Annotated in this window: 15 protein-coding genes; 12 read left to right on the forward strand and 3 right to left on the reverse strand. The window is 69.6% G+C overall.

Going from position 1 to position 18,624, the window contains the following annotated elements; genetic code table 11:
- Positions 1-10 precede the first annotated feature (10 nt).
- On the reverse strand, positions 11-1,555 hold the full coding sequence (locus GY170_RS05115) for an MDR family MFS transporter (RefSeq protein ID WP_163890589.1): 1,545 nt from the start codon (positions 1,553-1,555) through the stop codon (positions 11-13).
- 153 nt (positions 1,556-1,708) lie between these two features.
- Here GY170_RS05115 and GY170_RS05120 point away from each other — a divergent pair, with 153 nt between their 5' ends.
- On the forward strand, positions 1,709-2,284 hold the full coding sequence (locus GY170_RS05120; protein WP_163890591.1) for a MarR family winged helix-turn-helix transcriptional regulator: 576 nt from the start codon (positions 1,709-1,711) through the stop codon (positions 2,282-2,284).
- Between the two features lie 430 nt (positions 2,285-2,714).
- Positions 2,715-5,081 carry an ATP-dependent helicase gene (locus tag GY170_RS05125; protein ID WP_163890593.1) on the forward strand — a complete coding sequence of 789 codons (2,367 nt, stop codon included), beginning with the start codon at positions 2,715-2,717 and terminating at the stop codon, positions 5,079-5,081.
- Between the two features lie 75 nt (positions 5,082-5,156).
- On the opposite strand, the gene GY170_RS05130 is transcribed toward GY170_RS05125, so the two are convergent.
- The gene (locus GY170_RS05130) at positions 5,157-5,753 is read right to left on the reverse strand and encodes a LysE family translocator (protein WP_163890595.1); all 597 of its coding nucleotides are present in this window, start codon (positions 5,751-5,753) and stop codon (positions 5,157-5,159) included.
- Positions 5,754-5,834: 81 nt separating this feature from the next.
- Between GY170_RS05130 and GY170_RS05135 the strand changes: the two genes are divergently transcribed.
- Positions 5,835-6,278 carry an Lrp/AsnC family transcriptional regulator gene (locus tag GY170_RS05135; protein WP_163890597.1) on the forward strand — a complete coding sequence of 148 codons (444 nt, stop codon included), beginning with the start codon at positions 5,835-5,837 and terminating at the stop codon, positions 6,276-6,278.
- Positions 6,279-6,902: 624 nt separating this feature from the next.
- Here the strand turns inward: GY170_RS05135 and GY170_RS05140 are convergent.
- The gene (locus GY170_RS05140) at positions 6,903-7,118 is read right to left on the reverse strand and encodes a DUF1127 domain-containing protein (protein ID WP_163890599.1); all 216 of its coding nucleotides are present in this window, start codon (positions 7,116-7,118) and stop codon (positions 6,903-6,905) included.
- Positions 7,119-7,449: 331 nt separating this feature from the next.
- Between GY170_RS05140 and GY170_RS05145 the strand changes: the two genes are divergently transcribed.
- The 9 genes from GY170_RS05145 to murD all read left to right on the forward strand — a co-directional run bounded on the left by GY170_RS05145 (position 7,450) and on the right by murD (position 18,402).
- The gene (locus tag GY170_RS05145; RefSeq protein WP_163891204.1) at positions 7,450-8,577 is read left to right on the forward strand and encodes an Mrp/NBP35 family ATP-binding protein; all 1,128 of its coding nucleotides are present in this window, start codon (positions 7,450-7,452) and stop codon (positions 8,575-8,577) included.
- 615 nt (positions 8,578-9,192) lie between these two features.
- Positions 9,193-9,705, forward strand: coding sequence for a division/cell wall cluster transcriptional repressor MraZ (locus tag GY170_RS05150; protein WP_163890601.1), 513 nt, complete (start codon positions 9,193-9,195; stop codon positions 9,703-9,705).
- Between the two features lie 3 nt (positions 9,706-9,708).
- Complete coding sequence (gene rsmH, locus GY170_RS05155) at positions 9,709-10,680, forward strand: 16S rRNA (cytosine(1402)-N(4))-methyltransferase RsmH (protein ID WP_163890603.1); 972 nt, start codon at positions 9,709-9,711, stop codon at positions 10,678-10,680.
- Between the two features lie 10 nt (positions 10,681-10,690).
- The gene (gene ftsL / locus GY170_RS05160) at positions 10,691-11,062 is read left to right on the forward strand and encodes a cell division protein FtsL (RefSeq protein ID WP_163890605.1); all 372 of its coding nucleotides are present in this window, start codon (positions 10,691-10,693) and stop codon (positions 11,060-11,062) included.
- The gene (locus tag GY170_RS05165; protein ID WP_163890607.1) at positions 11,059-12,846 is read left to right on the forward strand and encodes a peptidoglycan D,D-transpeptidase FtsI family protein; all 1,788 of its coding nucleotides are present in this window, start codon (positions 11,059-11,061) and stop codon (positions 12,844-12,846) included. The genes ftsL and GY170_RS05165 overlap by 4 nt, the downstream gene beginning before the upstream one ends.
- Positions 12,847-12,860: 14 nt before the next feature.
- On the forward strand, positions 12,861-14,363 hold the full coding sequence (locus GY170_RS05170; protein ID WP_163890609.1) for a UDP-N-acetylmuramoyl-L-alanyl-D-glutamate--2,6-diaminopimelate ligase: 1,503 nt from the start codon (positions 12,861-12,863) through the stop codon (positions 14,361-14,363).
- On the forward strand, positions 14,360-15,802 hold the full coding sequence (locus GY170_RS05175) for a UDP-N-acetylmuramoyl-tripeptide--D-alanyl-D-alanine ligase (protein WP_163890611.1): 1,443 nt from the start codon (positions 14,360-14,362) through the stop codon (positions 15,800-15,802). The genes GY170_RS05170 and GY170_RS05175 overlap by 4 nt, the downstream gene beginning before the upstream one ends.
- A 4-nt stretch (positions 15,803-15,806) precedes the next feature.
- Complete coding sequence (gene mraY, locus GY170_RS05180) at positions 15,807-16,889, forward strand: phospho-N-acetylmuramoyl-pentapeptide-transferase (protein WP_163890613.1); 1,083 nt, start codon at positions 15,807-15,809, stop codon at positions 16,887-16,889.
- 115 nt (positions 16,890-17,004) lie between these two features.
- Positions 17,005-18,402 (forward strand): UDP-N-acetylmuramoyl-L-alanine--D-glutamate ligase, encoded by a 1,398-nt coding sequence (gene murD, locus GY170_RS05185; protein WP_163890615.1) that lies wholly within the window; start codon positions 17,005-17,007, stop codon positions 18,400-18,402.
- The last annotated feature ends 222 nt before the right edge of the window (positions 18,403-18,624 follow it).

The raw sequence follows: 18,624 nt of genomic DNA on the forward strand, positions 1-18,624 counted from the left end.
GGCGCCCGCCTCACTCCGCCGCCGGCGCGGCCGCGTGAGCGGTTCCGCGCAGCGTGTTGTCGGAGAGGCGGAAGGCGGCGATCAGTCCGACGAGGGCGAGCCCGGCGGCGATCAGGTAGTTGGGGTGCAGCGCGTGCACGATCAGCTCGGCCACCCGATCGCGCATCTCCGGTGAGAGGCCGGCCATCATTGACGGGCCGATCTCGCCGCTGGCGAGCTGCGGCGGCAGGTTGACGCTGCTGCCGGCGGTGCTCGCCGCGAGCCGGGCCGCGAAGATCGCCCCGAAGAGCGCCGCGCCGATGGCCCCGCCGATCTGGCGGAACATGATGCCCGCCGCCGTCGCCGTGCCCATCACCTGCCGCGGCACCGCGTTCTGCACCGCCGTGGTGACGACCGGGAAGATCATCCCCATGCCGAGGCCGACGAAGAGGATGAAGGTGCCGGTGATCGCGTAGGGCGTCTGCGCGTTGATCGTGTAAAGGCAGAGCATCCCCAGCAGCAGCGACGAGCAGCCGAGGATCGGCAGGATGTAGTAGCGCGCCTTGCGGCCCATGTAGACGCCGGCGAAGCGCGAGGAGATGGTGATCCCCACGGTCATCGGCAGCAGCTGCAGGCCCGAGACGGTGGGCGAGACGCCCTTCGAGATCTGCAGGTAGAGCGGCATGAACGTCAGGATGCCGAACATCGCCGCGCCGCCCACGAAGCCGATGATCGAGGTGACGACGAATGTGTTCAGCCGGAAGAGGCCGAGCGGGATGATCGGCTCCTTCGCCCGCGATTCCGCCCAGATGAAGGCGGCGATGCCGAGCAGCGTCACGCCGCCGAGCGCGACGGCGGGCAGCGAGGCCCAGGGGAACTCCGAGCCGCCGAGCGAGGTCAGCAGCACCACGCCGGTCAGCGCGACGGAGATGGCGGCCGCGCCCTCCCAGTCGATCCGGTGCTTCTGGCGGTTGCCCGTGGGCTTGAAGGCGATGGCGAAGGTGACGAGCGCCAGCCCGCCGATGGGCAGGTTGATGAAGAAGATCCAGTGCCAGGAGATGATCTCCACCAGCGTGCCGCCGATGAGCGGCCCGATCACGGAGGAGATGGAGAAGACGGCGGCGAAGACGCCCTGGATCTTGCCCCGTTCCGTCGGCGCGATGACGTCGCCGATGATCGACAGGGCCAGCACCATGAGGCCGCCGCCGCCGAGGCCCTGCATCGCCCGGGCGAGGATCAGCCAGAGCATCGAGCTGGCGAGGCCACAAAGGATGGAGCCGACGAGGAAGATGATCACGGCAACGAACACGATGTTCCGCCGCCCGTAGAGGTCACCGAGCTTGCCGTAGATCGGCGCGACGATGGTGGAGGTGAGGAAGTAGGCCGTCACCACCCAGCTGAGGTGCTCCACCCCGCCGAGATCGGCGACGATGGTGGGCAGCGCGGTGGAGACGATGGTCTGGTCGAGGGCGGCCAGCAGCATCATCACCGCGATCGAGGCGATGACCAGCCGCGTCGAGCCCTCGGGCGGCGGCGGCGAGGACTGGGACGTCGACTGGGGCGGAGAATCGGACATGGCGAAATCGGATCTTTGTTGTGTGTCGGGTTGAGCGCTCACTAGGCCCGGCACAATTATGTGTCAACGGAACATTCTTGCCAAGAGCATCAAATTGACAGGCGCCCGCGGAATGTGCATGTCTCCCCGGCAGCAGAGGGGGAGCCACGCGCCGTGAGCCAGACGAAGATGACCGGATACCGTGACGGCGTACCCGAGCTGATCGCTGCCCACGGGCTGGGCGAGGAGACGGCGGAGGCGCTTCTGGCGCTCGACCTCGCCATGTTCCAGTACGCCCGCCGCGTGGCGAAGGGCGAGTGGGTGGCCTTCATCCTGCGCCGCATCGAGGCGGACCTCGAGATGGTGCAGTTCCAGGCCCTCGCCTCCGTCGCCCGCCGCTGCACGCCGGGCAAGGGGGGCGATGTCACCTGGGCCACGGTCGGCGATCTGGCGGAGGAGATGCAGATCACCCCGTCCCGCGCCTCCCGCCTCGCCGCCGAGCTCGTCTCCCGCGGCTACCTCCGCCGGGGGGCGGCGCAGGACGACGGCCGCAAGTCCTACCTCGAGCCGACGGCCAAGGCGGGGCGGTTCCTCGCGCGGTTCCGCAAGGAGAAGTGGGATTTCATGCTGTCGATCTACGACAGCTGGCCGGAGGACGACATCCGCACCTTCGCCCGCCTCTACGAGCGCTACACCAGCGCCGTGCAGGAGCGGATGACGGAAGACGGCGAGACGCGCGCTGAGTCGTAGGGTGGGTTTTCAACACACCATGGCTCAACGTCGCCGCTGCTTTTGAGCCCGGGCGGCCGAAGACCCCTAACCGAACCCGGTGCGCCCCTTCGTAGGGTGGCTTTCCAACCCACCGTTGCGCAACGCCTTCGCCTTTCCCTGCTCGGTACGCGCCAGAGGCGCAGGGCGAGCGCCGGCCCGTCCCGCGGGCTGGCGCTCCGGCGGCGTCACCTCCTCGCTCTGATCGAGGAGGCGGTGGCACCATAAACCGCGCCGCTCCCCCGTCGGCGCACCACCCCACGTGCCGGCGCTTGCCCTGCGCCTGCACCCGGCCACCTGGCCCCACCGCGCCACCACCGACCGCCCGCACCCTTCACACCTCGTTAACGAACTGGAACATTCGAGGAACGATCCCTTTCCAGCCGCGCCTCTTCGCGGTAGTCTTAACGCCATGAGCAGCGACGAGGCGCCAATGCCCGCATCCTCCGCCCAGCCCGCCCCTCTCAGCCAGCAGGCCATGGCCGCCCGCGGGGCGCCGTATCTCGACGACCTCAACCCCGCGCAGCGCGAGGCGGTGGAGGCGCTCGACGGCCCCGTGCTGATGCTCGCCGGCGCCGGCACCGGCAAGACGAAGGCGCTGACGACCCGGATCGGCCACCTGCTGCTCACCGGCAAATGCCGCACGAACGAGATCCTCGGCGTGACCTTCACGAACAAGGCCGCGCGCGAGATGAAGACCCGCATCGGCCGGCTCATGGGCGAGGCGGTGGAGGGGATGCCGTGGCTCGGCACCTTCCACTCCGTCAACGCCAAGCTGCTGCGCCGCCATGCCGAGCTCGTGGGGCTCAAGTCCAGCTTCACCATCCTCGATACCGACGACCAGCTGCGCCTGCTCAAGCAGCTCCTCGTCGCCAACAACATCGACGACAAACGCTGGCCCGCCCGGATGCTCGCCGGCATCATCGACAACTGGAAGAACCGCGCCTGGACGCCCGAGAAGGTGCCGGCCGGCGAGGCCTCCGCCTTCGACCGCCGGGGCGTCGAGCTCTACGCGCAATACCAGGCGCGTCTCCGCGACCTGAACGCCGTCGATTTCGGCGACCTCCTCCTGCACATGCTCACGATCTTCCAGGAGCATGAGGACGTGCTGGCGCAATACCAGCGCTGGTTCCGCTACATCCTCGTCGACGAGTACCAGGATACCAACGTCGCCCAGTACCTCTGGCTGCGCCTGCTCGCGCAGAGCCACAAGAACATCTGCTGCGTCGGCGATGACGACCAGTCGATCTACGGCTGGCGAGGTGCCGAGGTGGGCAACATCCTGCGGTTCGAGAAGGATTTCCCGGGCGCCAAGGTCATCCGGCTGGAGCAGAACTACCGCTCCACGCCGCATATCCTCGCCGCCGCCTCCGGCCTCATCACCGCCAACAAGGGTCGCCTCGGCAAGACGCTGTGGACGGATGCCGAGGAGGGCGAGAAGGTTCGCCTCATCGGCCATTGGGACGGCGAGGAAGAGGCCCGCTGGATCGGCGAGGAGATCGAGGCGATGCAGGGCGGCACCCGCGGCCTCGCCCCCATGTCGCTCGATCACATGGCGATTCTCGTGCGCGCGTCGCACCAGATGCGGGCCTTCGAGGATCGCTTCCTGACCATCGGCCTCAACTACCGCGTCATCGGCGGCCCCCGCTTCTACGAACGGATGGAGATCCGCGATGCCATGGCCTACTTCCGCCTCGCCGTCAGCCAGGAGGACGACCTCGCCTTCGAGCGGATCGTCAACACGCCGAAGCGCGGCCTCGGCGACAAGGCGGTGCAGACCATCCAGCGCGCCGCCCGCGAGCACGGGCTGAGCCTGGTCGAGGGCGCCCGGCTCTGCGTCGACGAGGGGCGTCTTTCCGGCAAGGGGCTGAAAGAGCTGCGCACGCTCGTGCAGGGGCTCGACCGCTGGCATGGGCAGGTGATCAGCGAGGCCGACACCCATGTCGAGCTGGCCGAGATGATCCTCGACGAATCGGGCTACACGGCCATGTGGCAGAACGACAAGACGCCCGAGGCGCCCGGCCGGCTGGAGAACCTCAAAGAGCTGGTGAAGGCGCTGGAGGAGTTCGAGAATCTGCAGGGCTTCCTCGAGCACATCGCGCTGATCATGGACAACGAGAGCGAGGAGCAGGGGGAGAAGGTCACGCTGATGACGCTCCACGCCGCCAAGGGCCTCGAGTTTCCGGCCGTCTTCCTGCCGGGCTGGGAAGACGGGCTCTTCCCGTCCCAGCGCAGCATGGACGAATCGGGCCTCAAGGGGCTGGAGGAGGAGCGGCGCCTCGCCTACGTGGGCATCACCAGGGCGGAAAAGCTCTGCACCATCTCCTTCGCGGGCAACCGGCGGGTCTACGGGCAATGGCAGAGCGCCTTGCCCTCCCGTTTCATCGACGAGCTGCCGCAGGAGCATATCGAGGTGCTGACGCCCCCCGGCCTCTATGGCGGCGGGTTCGGCGCGGCCGCCCCCTCCGCCGGCCCCTCGGCGGTGCAGGAGCGGGCGATGCGGGCGGATGTCTACAACTCGCCGGGCTGGAAGCGCATGCAGTCGCGCCAGCAGCGCCCCGTCTCCCAGCCGGCCGAGGCGCGGAACATGACGATCGACCTCGAGGCGACGTCCAGCTTCACCACCGGCGAGCGGGTCTTCCACAAGAAGTTCGGCTACGGCGCCATCACCGCCATCGAGGGCGACAAGCTGGAGATCGCCTTCGACAAGGCGGGCGTGAAGAACGTCGTCTCCCGCTTCGTCGTCGCCGCCGACCTCGCGGACGACATCCCCTTCTGATCCCCCTTCATCTGGCCGGAAATACCTCGGGGGGCTCCGGGGGGCTGGCCCCCCGGCCCTCGGGCGCCACCCACGTCAGGGCCAGATCAGCGGCACCAGCGTCGCCAGCAGCAGCACCGCCATGGCGATGTTGAAGGCCCTCAGGCGCCGCCGGTCCGTCAGCACCTGCGCCGCGCCGACCCCCAGCGCCGACCAGCTCGTCGTCGAGACGATGGAGACGAGAAGGAAGGCGCCGGAGACAACCAGCACGTCCCGTAACCCGTGGCCGGCGGCAAAGACGGTGGTGGCCGTCGTCGCCATCGCCCAGGCCTTCGGATTCACCCATTGAAACCCCGCCGCCTGCAAAAAGGTCAGCGGCCGCCCCTCCGCCCGCGGCCCGTCGGCGGGCGGCACGGCGCTGGCGATCTTCCACGCCAGCCAGAGCAGGTAGCAGAGCGAGGCGGCGGTCAGCACCGTCTGCACCCATGGCCAGCGCTCGAAGACCAACGACAGGCCGATGCCGACGCCGAAGATCATCAGAGAGAAGCCGAGCCCCACCCCCAGCATGTGCGGCAGGGTCCGGCGGAAGCCGTAATTGGCGCCCGATGCCATGAGCATGAGGTTGTTCGGCCCGGGCGAGCAGGTACCGGCGAGGGCGAAGAGGAGAAGGGGGATCGTCGAGTCGGCCATCATGCCGCAAGACTGCCCTCGCGCCCGCCGGATGAAATTGCGAAGATGCGGCTGTAGAAACGATCTGCGCAAGGAAGGCCGGGAATGGATGATATTGACCGCAGGATCTTGCGTGAGCTGGCCGACGACGGTCGCGTCAGCAACCAGGCGCTCGCCGGGCGCGTGGGCCTCTCCCCTTCCGCCTGCCTGCGCCGTGTGCAGGAGCTGGAGCGCCGGCGCGTCATCACCGGCTACCGGGCGCGGACCGATCCGGTGGCGATGGGGCGGGGCTTCGTCGTCTATGTCTCCGTAGGGCTCGGCGAGCACACCAAGGCCGCGCAGGACGCATTCGAGCGACGGCTCTCCTCGGCGCAGGAGGTGCGCGAGTGCCACAACGTCGCCGGTGCCTTCGAGTATCTGCTTCGGGTAGAGACGGCGGATCTCCCCTCCTACAAGCGCTTCCATGCCGAGGTGTTGGGGACGATCCCGACCGTGCGGCAGATCACCAGCTACATCGTCATGGGCACGTCCAAGGACGAGCGGGACTGATGCGCCAGCCCGGGTAACAGCTTTATGTCACCCGCTGAAGTAATAACGCTGACGTGAGGGGGAAAAGCGGCGGCGGTGCCGGGAGGAGGATGGCACCGCCGCCTGAAAACGCACCCCTGGGAGGAGGTAGGGGCCCGTCTTGCCTTGGCGCCGCCGGGAGGAGGTGGCGTGCGCCCCCGGGCTCGCGGCAGGGAGGAGGAGAGCCGCGTCCCGGATTAGGTGGCGACAGCGCGGGAGGAGGATGCGCTGCCGCCGGATTCGATGCCCGGGAGGAGGTGGACACCAAACCAAAACTGCGTTGCGGCGACCTCCGGGAGGAGGTGGAGGTCGCCGCTACAGGCGGGACGCACGGGAGGAGGATGCGCGTCCGCCGGGTTCTGATGCCCGGGAGGAGGTGGGCACCAAACTCGAAACTGGTGCGGCGACCCCCGGGAGGAGGTGGAGGTCGCCGCTACAGGCCTGACGCCCAGGGAGGAGGAGGGGCGCCGGTCTATTCCGTCGCGGCGGTATCCGGGAGGAGGTGGATACCGCCGCTCTTGGTCAGATCCGGCCCAGGGAGGAGGAGAGGGCAGGATCGAACCGGGGCCGGGCTAGGGAGGAGGAAAGCCCGGTACCCCGAAACTGTTACTCGCCGTAAGCCGCGGTGCGGGCGACGGCCTTGATCATCGACCGGTGCAGGCCGAGGTCGGCCAGCTCGCGATCGTTGAGGTTGCTCAGCTCCGCGATGGTGGAGCGGTAAACCCGGTTCTGCGCGGCCCGCTCGCTCACCATGGCAAAGCCGGCACGGAAGCGCTGACCGATGGTGAAGGTCGAAGCGCGGGATGTGGTTGCATGGGCCATATCGAAACTCATCTGCTCGTGTTACCTGATCATCGGGCTGCGTCGCGTCGGCGTTCTTGCCGTTCTGCTCTGCCACCCGGTGGCGTTGTCTGAGAGGAGATTTGGGTCATTTGCTGCGAGTGCACAATGCCCGCTTCTGCAATGCTGCCATGCGGCATGCGCATATTTCTTTTGTGGCTGGAATAATTGGCTGGCGGCAGGTGAAATGCCCACGCGATGGGCAAAAGTCAGATGGTTTTGCCTTGATCGGGGCATCGGGCGCGCTTCAGGCGCCTCCGGCCCCGGATCGTACGGTGCGAAGAAGCAACAGGAGGCCCTCTTGGCCGACAGAATGAATGAGGTTCGCGAGGTGCTCAGGCGCCTCGAACTGCCCGACGGGGGCGATCTGGTGAGTCGCGACATGCTGCGCGCCCTCTCGGTGGAGGGCGGGCGCGTGCGTTTCGTCATCGAGGCGCCGAATCCGGAGGTCGCCCGCCACATGGAGGGGCTGCGCCGCGCCGCCGAGGGCTCCGTGCAGGCGCTGGACTGGGTGGAGAGCGCCTCGGTGGCGCTGACCGCCCATTCCGGAGGCTCCTCAGGTGGCGCGCCGCCGCGGGCGCCGCAGGGCGCCCCCCAATCCGCGCCGAAAGGCCCGGGGGCGGGGGAGGCGCCGCCGCAGATCCGCATCGGCGGGCATCCGACGCCGCAGCAGGGCGGGCCGCAGCCGGTGCCGGGGATCAAGCGCATCCTCGCCGTCGGCTCCGGCAAGGGTGGCGTGGGCAAGAGCACCGTCGCCGCCAACCTCGCCGTGGCGCTGGCGAAGGAGGGCCGCAAGGTCGGCCTCCTCGATGCCGATATCTACGGCCCCTCGCAGCCCCGCATGATGGGTGTCAGCGAGCGCGCCAGCTCCAAGGACGGCAAGATCATCGACCCGGCCCATGCCCATGGCGTCACCATGATGTCCATCGGTCTGATGCTGGAGCCGGAGAAGGCGGTGATCTGGCGCGGCCCGATGCTGATGGGCGCCATGCAGCAGCTTCTGGGGCAGGTGGCCTGGGGCGAGCTCGACGTGCTGCTCATCGACCTGCCGCCCGGCACCGGTGACGTGCAGCTCTCCCTTGCGCAGCGCACGGCGCTCTCCGGCGCCATCGTCGTCTGCACCCCGCAGGACGTCGCGCTCATAGATGCGGTGAAGGCGATCGACATGTTCCGCACGCTGAAGGTACCCGTCCTCGGGCTCATCGAGAACATGTCTCTCTATATATGTCCCAACTGCGGGCACGAGGCGCACATCTTCGGCCATGGCGGCGTCGCAAAGGAGGCGGAGCGTCACGGCCTGCCGCTCCTCGGCGCGCTGCCCATCGATCTCGACACCCGCCTCGGCGGCGACTCGGGCACGCCCGTCGCCACGGGCGAGGGGGTGATGTCGGACGCCTACGCCAAGATCGCGCGCGGCCTCATCGGCGGTGGCATGGCCTGACTCGCGGGTGCGGCCCGGGATTGGCCGGGCCGCACCGGAATCGGCCGCCAGATTCGGCCGGGACGCCCGGGATTGGCTGGGTGAGGGTCGGGATTCGGGCCCCGAGAGCCCGGATTCCGCCCCCTGAGCGGCCCGCTCAAAACTTTTCTGCCTCACTGATTTACGGGCCGCTGACCTCCACCCTTTGAGTCGATCTGCGGGCCTCTCTACCAGATATGGATGTTCCCGAGCTCCGGATCACCATTTCGTGCGTCAACCTATGAATCGCGCGAGTTGAGAATCCGGCCGTTTCGCTGTGGCAAAACCGTTCTGTCCCGGCTTCGCCCAGACAATACCGTTGCCAGGGGGTAAATCCCGTGGCAGAACAGGGTTACCGAGAGGGCAGCAACAAACAACGGGGCGACAAAGACCCCAACCCGCAACGAACGAGAGCAGGTTTCATACAGGCGGCTCCCTCTCGAAACATCGTGATCCGGCGCGCGAGCGAGCAGACATCCCCCCAGGTGGCGCGCGCAGTCGGACCTCCCCCTCGAGGGGACAGGGCGGCGGATCGGTCAGTGGCAGCAGACCGATCCGCCGTTTTCACATTTAGGGGGTTTGAGAGGGCAGGCGCCGGTGAGCAGCTTCACAGGCGAACACGACCAGCGGATCGACGGGAAGGGACGTGTGTCCATCCCCATGCCGTTCCGCGGTGCCCTCGGCCAGCAGGACCCTGAGTGGACCGCCGGTCAGCCCACCCGCTTCTATCTTCAGTATTCCGACGACCTCAAAGGCTACCTGCGCGGCTGGGACGTGCGGAGCATCGAGCGTCGTCAGCGCCAGTACCAGCGCTGGGATCCCGGCCCGAAGAAGAAGCTGGCGATCCGCTACTTCTTCCGCCAGATCTCGTTGATCGTGCTCGACAAGGACGGCCGCATGGTGCTGCCGCAGAAGCAGCGCGAGCGCCTTGGCGTTGAGGGCGATGACGAGCTGAAGTTTCTCGGCTACGGCGACTACTTCGAAATCTGGCGCGCCGAGGTGGCGGACGAGGGCGACGATCACGACGCGCTCCTCGCCCAGCTCGGCCCCGATTTCGACCCGCAGGAACTGGCGGATCTGCCGCCCGACGATGACTTCGAGCCGGAATAGGCCATGGACGTGGCAGCCGCCCCGCATATCCCCGTTCTCCTCGATCCGATTCTCGACCTCGCCGCACCCGTGCGTGGCCGCTGGCTGGACGGAACGTTCGGTGCGGGCGGCTACGCGCGCGGGCTGATCGCGGCAGGCGCCGAAGAGGTCATCGGCGTGGACCGCGACCCGTCGGTCTTCCGCCTCGCCGAGGGCTGGCGCGATGACTTTCCCGGCCAGCTGACCCTGAAGGAGGGCCGCTTCAGCCAGCTCGACAGCCTCGCCGACGGTCCGCTCGACGGGGTGGTGCTCGATCTCGGCATCTCCTCCATGCAGATCGACGTGGCGGAGCGCGGCTTCTCCTTCCAGAAGGACGGCCCGCTCGACATGCGCATGTCGGGGGAGGGGCCGAGCGCCGCCGAGATCGTCAACGAGGCCTCCGAGGCCGAGCTGGCCGACATCCTCTACCTCTACGGGGAAGAGCGCGCCTCCCGCCGCATCGCCCGGGCGATTCTCGCCGCGCGGCCGCTGGCGACGACGCTGCAGCTGGCGCAGGTCATCGCCTCCGTCATGCCGCGCCAGAAGCCGGGGCAGAGCCACCCCGCGACGCGCTCCTTCCAAGCGCTGCGCATCGCGGTGAACGAGGAATATGACGAGCTGTTCCAGGGGCTTGCCGCTGCCGAGCGGGCGCTGAAGCCCGGCGGCCTGCTCGCCGTCGTCACCTTCCATTCCATCGAGGACAGGATGGTGAAGCGCTTCTTCGCGGCGCGCAGCTCCACCGGCGGCGGCTCGCGCCATGCGCCGGAGGTGACGGGGCCGGAGCCGACCTTCGAGCCGGTGACGAAGAAGGCAGTCGAGCCGGACGAGGGCGAACTGGCCGCCAACCCGCGCGCCCGCTCGGCGCGCCTGCGGATCGGCCGGCGGACGGATGCGCCGGCGGTGGAGATGCCGCAGCCGCGCGATCTGGGGATGCCGGTGATGAGGGGCCACAAATGAGGGACACAAGATGAAGGGTCTGCTCTACGTGCTCATGGGGCTGTCGGTCATGGGCCTCGCCTTCTGGGCCTACCAGGAGAATTACGAGACGCAGGATTCGCTGCGCCGGGTCTCCGAGCTGCATGCGCAGATCGGCGAGAACCGCTCCAAGCTCTCCATCCTCAATGCCGAGTGGGCGTGGCTCAACCGCCCGCAGCGCCTGCGCGAGCTGGCCGATCTCAACTTCGACCGGCTGGAGCTTCTGCCCATCCTGCCTGACGCCTTCGGCCACCTCGCCGACGTGCCTGAGCCCTTGCCCGAGCTGGCCGGCATCGAGGATGTCGTCGAGCTTTCCTCCGCCGGCTTCCAAGGGCCGATCAACCCCGATGAGGACCCGCTGTGATCCGCCAGCCGCTGCGCCCGCTCACCCGCATCCTCCAGGCCCGCGCCAAGGGCGAATCGACCGAGGCCATCGAGCGGGAGAACCGCCGCCATCGCCACGAGGAGATGCGCGAGAAGATGCGCGGCCGCGCCGCGCTGCGCCTGAAGTTCCTCGCCTTCTGCTTCTTCGCGGCCTTCTCGGCCATCGGCGGGCAGATGGCGGTGCTCGCCTCCTCCGATGCCGAGGAGCCGACGATCCAGTCCGCCGAAGGGCCGGCGCCGATCCTCTCCGACCGGGCGGATATCGTCGATCGCAACGGCCGCGTGCTGGCGACGAACATGGAGACCTACTCCCTCTACGCCCAGCCGCAGCAGATGATCGACCCGCACTTCGCGGCCGACGAGCTGGCGCGCATCTTCCCCGAGCTGGATCACGAGCGCCTCGTCGCCGACTTCACCGGCGACCGCCGCTTCCTGTGGATCCGCCGGCAGATCAGCCCCGAGCAGATGCAGCAGGTGCATGACATCGGCGACCCGGGCCTGCTCTTCGGCCCGCGCCAGATGCGTCTTTATCCCAACGGCTCGCTTGCGGCGCATATCCTCGGAGGCTCCTCCTACGGGCGCGAGGGCGTCTCCTCCGCCGAAGTGATCGGCGTGGCAGGGGTGGAGCGCTACTTCGACGCCCGCCTGCGCGATCCCTACCAGCAGGACCCGCTGGAGCTGTCGCTCGACCTGACGGTGCAGGCGGTGATGGAGGAGGTGCTCGGCTCCGGCATGGTGCTGATGAACGCCAAGGGCGCCTCCGGCATCATCATGGATGTGTATACCGGCGAGATCGTCGCCATGGCCTCGCTGCCGGATTTCGACCCCAACGACCGCCCGGCGCTGCCCACCTCCGGCTCGCCGGCTGACAGCCCGCTCTTCAACCGTTCGCTTCAGGGCGTCTACGAGCTCGGCTCCGTCTTCAAGGCGTTCACCGCCGCGGCGGCGCTGGATGCGGGGCTGGTGAACCCCAACACGATCATCAACACCGAAGGGCCGCTCACCTGGGGCCGGTTCCGCATCTCCGATTCGCACCGGATGGACCCGTCGATGCCGGTCAGCGAGGTGATCGCCGAGAGCTCCAACGTCGGCACCGCGCGCATCGCGCAGATGCTGGGGATCGAGCGGCAGAAGGCCTTCCTCGACAGCCTCGGCATGCTGGAGCCGACGCAGGTGGAGATGGCCGAGGCCCCCACGGGCCGCCCGCAGTTCCCCGAGAACTGGTCGGAGCTGTCGATGATGACCATCTCCTACGGCCACGGCCTCGCCGTCTCTCCCCTCCACCTCGCCGCGGGCTACGCGACCATCGCCAACGGCGGCACGCGGATCGTCCCCACGCTGCTGCGCCAGGACGGCCCACAGGTGGGCGAGCGGATCATCAGCCGGCAGACCTCCGACCAGATCCGCTCCATCCTGCGCGGCGTCGTCTCGCACGGCACGGCGAGCCTCGCCGAGGTGCCGGGCTACAATGTCGGCGGCAAGACGGGGACGGCCGAGAAGCCGATCGAGACGGGCGGCGGCTATTACAGCGACAAGGTCATCGCCACCTTCTCCGGCATCTTCCCGGCCAACGACCCGCGCTACGTGATCATCATCTCCCTCGACGAACCGGTGGAGACCTCCGGCCCGCAGCCCCGCCGCACCGCCGGCTGGACGGCCGTGCCGGTGGCGGCGGAGGTGATCCGCCGCACCGCGCCGCTGATGGGCCTGCGCCCTGCCGTTGAACGCTGGGCGCCGGAGAGTATACACCAAGCCTCACAGTGAAGGGGCGGCCCGAGATGACGAGACAGACAGGCACGTCGCTGGCCGATCTGGGCCTGACGGCCCGCGGCGGGCGCGAGGCGCGGATCACCGGCCTCGCCATCGACAGCCGCGAGGTGCGCGAGGGGATGCTCTTCGCCGCCCTGCCCGGCAGCCGCGTGCATGGCGGCGAGTTCATCCAGTACGCCCTGCGCCAGGGCGCCGGCGCCATCCTGACGGACCTCGAAGGCGCCGAGATCGCCAAGGACGTGATGGCCGGCTCCGGCGCCGCGCTGGTCCTCTCGGAGGATCCGCGCGCCGCGCTCGCCCGCGCCGCCGCGCTCTGGTACGGCCCGCAGCCGACGGTGATGGTCGCGGTGACGGGCACCAACGGCAAGACTTCCGTCGCCTCCTTCTGCCGGCAGATCTGGCAGGAGCTGGGGCATGACGCGGTCAACGTCGGCACCACGGGGGTGGAGGGCGACTTCACCACGCCGCTGCGCCACACCACGCCCGACAGCCTGACGCTCCACAAGGCCCTCGCCGAGGCGGCCCGCGCCGGCATCACCCATGCCGCGATGGAGGCCTCCTCCCACGGGCTCGATCAGCGGCGGCTCGACGGGGTGCAGCTGATCGGCGCCGGCTTCACCAACCTCAGCCAGGATCACCTCGACTACCACGCCGACATGCGCGCCTATTTCGAGGCAAAGCTCGGCCTTTTCGAGCGGGTGCTGGACGAGGACGGCATCGTGGTGGCGAACCTCGACGATCCCTACGGAGCCGACATCGCCGGCCGCGCCGCAGCGCGCGGGCAGGAGGTCATCGGCATCGGCCGCTGCGCCGAGGCCCGGCTCCGGCTCGGCGCGCAGCGCTTCGATTCGACCGGGCAGGAGCTGCGCTTCGACTGGCAGGGCGCGCCGCACATGCTGCGGCTGGAGCTGATCGGCGGCTTCCAGGCCGCCAACGTCGCCGCCGCCGCCGGCCTCGTCATCGCCTCCGGGGAGGACCCGCAGGAGGTCTTCGCGACGCTGCCCAAGCTGCGCACCGTCCGCGGCCGGATGGAGCTGGCGGCGACGCGCGAGAACGGCGCCGCGGCCTACGTCGATTACGCCCACACGCCCGACGCGGTGAAGGTGGCGCTGGAGGCGCTGCGCCCGCACGTGATGGGCCGCATCGTCGCCATCGTCGGCGCCGGCGGCGACCGAGACAGGGGCAAGCGCCCGCTGATGGGCCGGGCGGCGGCGGAGCACGCCGACCAGGTCATCGTCACCGACGACAACCCCCGCAGCGAAGACCCGGCCGCCATCCGCGCCGCCGTCATGGATGGTGCCCTCGCCGTCGACAGCGGCCTCTCCGTCACCGAGGTCGCCGACCGGGCGGAGGCGATCCTGCGCGGCGTCGATGCCCTCGGCCCCGGCGACGCCCTCCTCATCTGCGGCAAGGGCCACGAGAGCGGCCAGATCATCGGCGAGACGACGCATCCATTCGACGACGCCGAGCAGGCCTCCATCGCCGTCGCCGCGCTCGAGGGCCGCGCGTGAGCCTCTGGACGGCCGCCGAGGCCGCGCAGGCCACCGGCGGGCGGGCCACGAGCGACTGGCAGGCCACCGGGGTCTCCATCGACACCCGGACGCTCCAGCCCGGCGACCTCTTCATCGCGCTCAAGGACGTCCGCGACGGCCACGATTTCGTCGCCCAGGCGCTGGAGAAGGGCGCTGCCGCCGCCCTCGTCTCCCGCGTGCCGGAGGGCGTGGCGGAGGATGCCCCGCTCCTCATCGTCGGCGACGTGCTGGACGGGCTCACCGCCCTCGGCCGCGCCGGCCGGGCGCGCAGTGGGGCGCGGGTGGTGGCGATCACCGGCTCCGTCGGCAAGACCTCCACCAAGGAGATGGTGCGTGCCGCGCTGGCGGGGCAGGGGCGGGTCCATGCCGCCGAGGCCAGCTACAACAACCACTGGGGCGTGCCGCTGACCCTCGCCCGGATGCCACGGGAGACCGAGTTCGCCGTCCTCGAGATCGGCATGAACCACCCCGGCGAGATCGCCCCCCTGGCGCAGCTCGCCCATCCGCATGTGGCGATGATCACCACCATCGCTGCCGCGCATCTGGAGGCGTTCGACAGCCTCGATGGCATCGCCGACGAGAAGGCCGCCATCTTCTCCGGCCTCACCGGCGACGGCACCGCCATCGTCAACGCCGCGCTCCCGCAGTCGGAGCGGATGATCCGCGCCGCCCGCGCCGCCGGCGCATGGGTCGTCACATTCGGCGCCGAGGCGCCGGCGGACTGGCGCCTCGGCCCCGTCACCGTCGCCCCTGGCGCCACGACCGCCAAGGCGCATGGCGGCGGGCTGGACTTCCTGCTCAAGGTCTCCAGCGAGGGCGGCCACTTCGCGCTCAATGCACTCGGCGCGCTGGCCGCGGCCACCGCCCTCGGCGCCGACCTCTCCCGTGCGCTCCTCGGCCTCGCCGACTGGCGCCCGCCGGCTGGTCGCGGCACCCGGGAGGAGGTCATCCTCGACCCGGCGCGAGAGAGCGAGCGGCTCGACCTGATCGACGATTCCTTCAACGCCAACCCCACCTCGCTCTCCGCCTCCCTCTCCGTCCTCGCCGCCGCCCAGCCGCGCGACGGTGCCGGCCGGGTGGAGAAGGGGCGCCGCGTCGCCATCCTCGGCGACATGCTGGAGCTGGGGCCCGAGGAGGTGGCGATGCACGTCGCCATGGCGGAGGATCCCTCGATGCCGGCCCTCGGCCTCATCCACTGCGTCGGCCCGCGCATGAAGGCGCTCTACGAGGCGCTCCCCTACGAGCGGCGCGGCAAGTGGGTGGAGACGGCGGAGGAGCTGATCCCCCATGTCGCCCGCCTCGTCGATGCCGGCGACGTGGTGCTGGTGAAGGGCTCCAAGGGGTCCCGGGTCTCCAAGGTCGTTGACGCAATCCGCAATCTGGGGCATCGCAGCGCGTCCCGCGACCAGGAGGCTTGATCCCTTGCTCTATTGGCTGACGCTGCTGTCCGACGGCGGCGATTTCTTCAACCTCTTCCGGTACATCACCTTCCGCGCCGGCGGCGCCTTCCTCACGGCGCTGGTCTTCGGCTTCCTCTTCGGCCGGCCGCTGATCGAGGTGCTGCGCCGCCGCCAGGGGCGGGGGCAGCCGATCCGCTCCGACGGGCCGGAGGGACACCTCGCCAAGGCCGGCACCCCCACGATGGGCGGTCTGCTGATCGTCGGCGCGGTGCTGACCTCGACCCTGCTCTGGGCGCAGCTGACGAACCCCTACATCCTGATGGTCCTCTTCGTGACGCTCTCCTTCGCCATCATCGGCTTCGCCGACGACTACGCGAAGGTGGCCAAGCAGAACACCAAGGGCGTGCCCGGCAAGGTGCGCCTCGGCCTCGGCATCCTCGTCGGCGCCGTCGCCGCGTGGTGGGCAATGAGCTTTCATCCCGCCGAGCTGACGGGCGAGCTGGCCTTCCCGGTCTTCCGCGAGCTGCTCATCCACCTCGGCTGGTTCTTCGTGCCCTTCGGTGCCTTCATCATCGTCGGCGCCGCCAACGCGGTGAACCTGACGGACGGGCTCGACGGGCTGGCGATCATGCCGGTGATGATCGCCGCCGCCACCTTCGGCGTCATCGCCTACGCCGTCGGGCGGACGGACTTCACCGATTACCTCGGCGTCCACTACGTGCCCGACACCGGCGAGATCATCATCTTCTGCGCCGGCCTGATCGGCGGCGGCCTCGGCTTTTTGTGGTACAACGCCCCGCCCGCCGCCGTCTTCATGGGCGACACCGGCTCGTTGGCCATGGGCGGCGCCCTCGGCGCCATCGCCGTGGCGACGAAGCACGAGATCGTCCTCGGCATCGTCGGCGGCCTCTTCGTGGTCGAGGCGCTCTCCGTCATCATCCAGGTCTTCTACTTCCGCCGCACGGGCAAGCGGGTCTTCCTGATGGCGCCGATCCACCACCATTACGAGAAGATGGGCTGGTCGGAGCCGCAGATCGTCATCCGCTTCTGGATCGTCGCCCTGATCCTCGCCATGATCGGCCTCGCCACCCTGAAGGTCCGTTAACGCCGCGCGCGCCGGCTCGAAACCCGCCCCCCTCTCGCCCTTTTCCAAATACCTCTCGGGGGGTCCGGGGGGCAGACAGCCCCCCGGCCTCTCCACCCATTCCGGAGGTTCGCCCATGATCCCCGCCACCGGCTTCGAAGGCCAGCGCGTCGGCCTCCTCGGCCTCGGCCGGTCCGGCCGCGCCACCGCCCGCGCCCTCATCGCCGGCGGCGCCATCCCTGTCGGCTGGGACGACAGCGTCCCCGCCCGGGAGGCGGCCGTCGCCCTCGAGGGGATCGAGATCGCCGACCTCACGAAGCCCGCCAATATCGAGCCGCTGGCGACGCTCGTCACCTCCCCCGGCATCCCGCATCTCTACCCCAGCCCGCACCCGGCGATCCGGGCGGCGTGGGAGGCGGGGGTGCCGGTCGACAACGACATCGGCCTGTTCTTCCGCGCCTTCGGCTCCTCCGCCTTCGCGGAGTTCGACCGCCCGCCGCGCGTCGTCGCCATCACCGGCTCCAACGGCAAGAGCACCACCTCGGCGCTCCTCCACCACATCCTCACCCACGCGGGCCGGCCGGCGCAGCTGGCCGGCAACATCGGCCGCGGCGTCTTCGATATCGAGCCGCCCGTCGATGGCGAGGTGATCGTGCTGGAGCTCTCCTCCTACCAGACGGAGCTGGCGCGGGCGCTGACCCCCGACATCGCCGTCTTCACCAACCTCTCCCCCGATCACCTCGACCGTCACGCTGGCCCCGGCGGCTATTTCGCCGCCAAGCGCCGGCTCTTCGCCGAGGGCGGGCCGGACCGGGCGGTGATCGGGGTGGACGAGGACGAGGGGCTCTACCTCGCCGGCCAGCTCGCCGTCGGGCCGGGGGACGACCGGGTGATCCGCGTCTCCGCAGCCCGCAAGCTGGGCGGGCCGGGATGGCTGGTCTATGCGAGGAAGGGCTTCCTGACCGAGTGGCGCAAGAGCCGGCAGATCGCCTCCATCGACCTGCGCGAGGTGCCGGGCCTGCCCGGCGCCCACAACCACCAGAACGCCTGCTGCGCCTTCGCCGCCGCGCGGGCACTGGGGTTGGGCCCGAGGGAGATCGAGGCCGCGCTGGCCAGCTACCCCGGCCTGCCGCATCGCTCCCAGCGGATCCGGGAGCGGGACGGGGTGGCGTTCGTCAACGATTCCAAGGCGACCAACGCCGATGCCGCCGCCCACGCCCTCGCCGCCTTTCCGCGTATCCGCTGGATCTGCGGGGGGCTGGAGAAGGAGGGCGGCCTCGGCCGGCTGGAGCCGCATCTCGGCCACGTCGTGAAGGCCTATGTCATCGGCCGTGAGGCGGAGGCCTTCGCCCGCCAGCTCCCCGGCGTGGAGGCGGAGATCTGCCGGACGATGGAGGCCGCCGTCGAGCGCGCCGCGGCGGAGGCGGCTCCGGGCGAGGTGGTGCTGCTGGCGCCGGCCGCGGCGAGCTTCGATCAGTACGACAACTTCGAGAAGCGCGGTGACCACTTCGCGGCACTGGTGGCGGCTCTCTAGGCGCCATGGGCTCCTGAAACAGGGCGGACCGGCCTGCGCCTTTGGCGCGTGCCGGGCGGGGCATGAGCGGCGAGGTCTCGTTGGGGCGAGGGGAGGAAGTGGCGGGAACCGCTGCAGCCGTCGGGTAACCATTCCCGAGGACCTGTTTATACAGGTGGGCGCCAGGTAACCGGGCCAGGACCCGGACAGAGCCAGCTCCCTCGGAGTTGCTTAAGGCCACCG

The sequence above is a fragment of the Pseudoroseicyclus tamaricis genome (assembly GCF_012070395.1).
In the GTDB taxonomy this organism is placed as follows: Bacteria; Pseudomonadota; Alphaproteobacteria; order Rhodobacterales; family Rhodobacteraceae; genus Pseudoroseicyclus_A; species Pseudoroseicyclus_A tamaricis.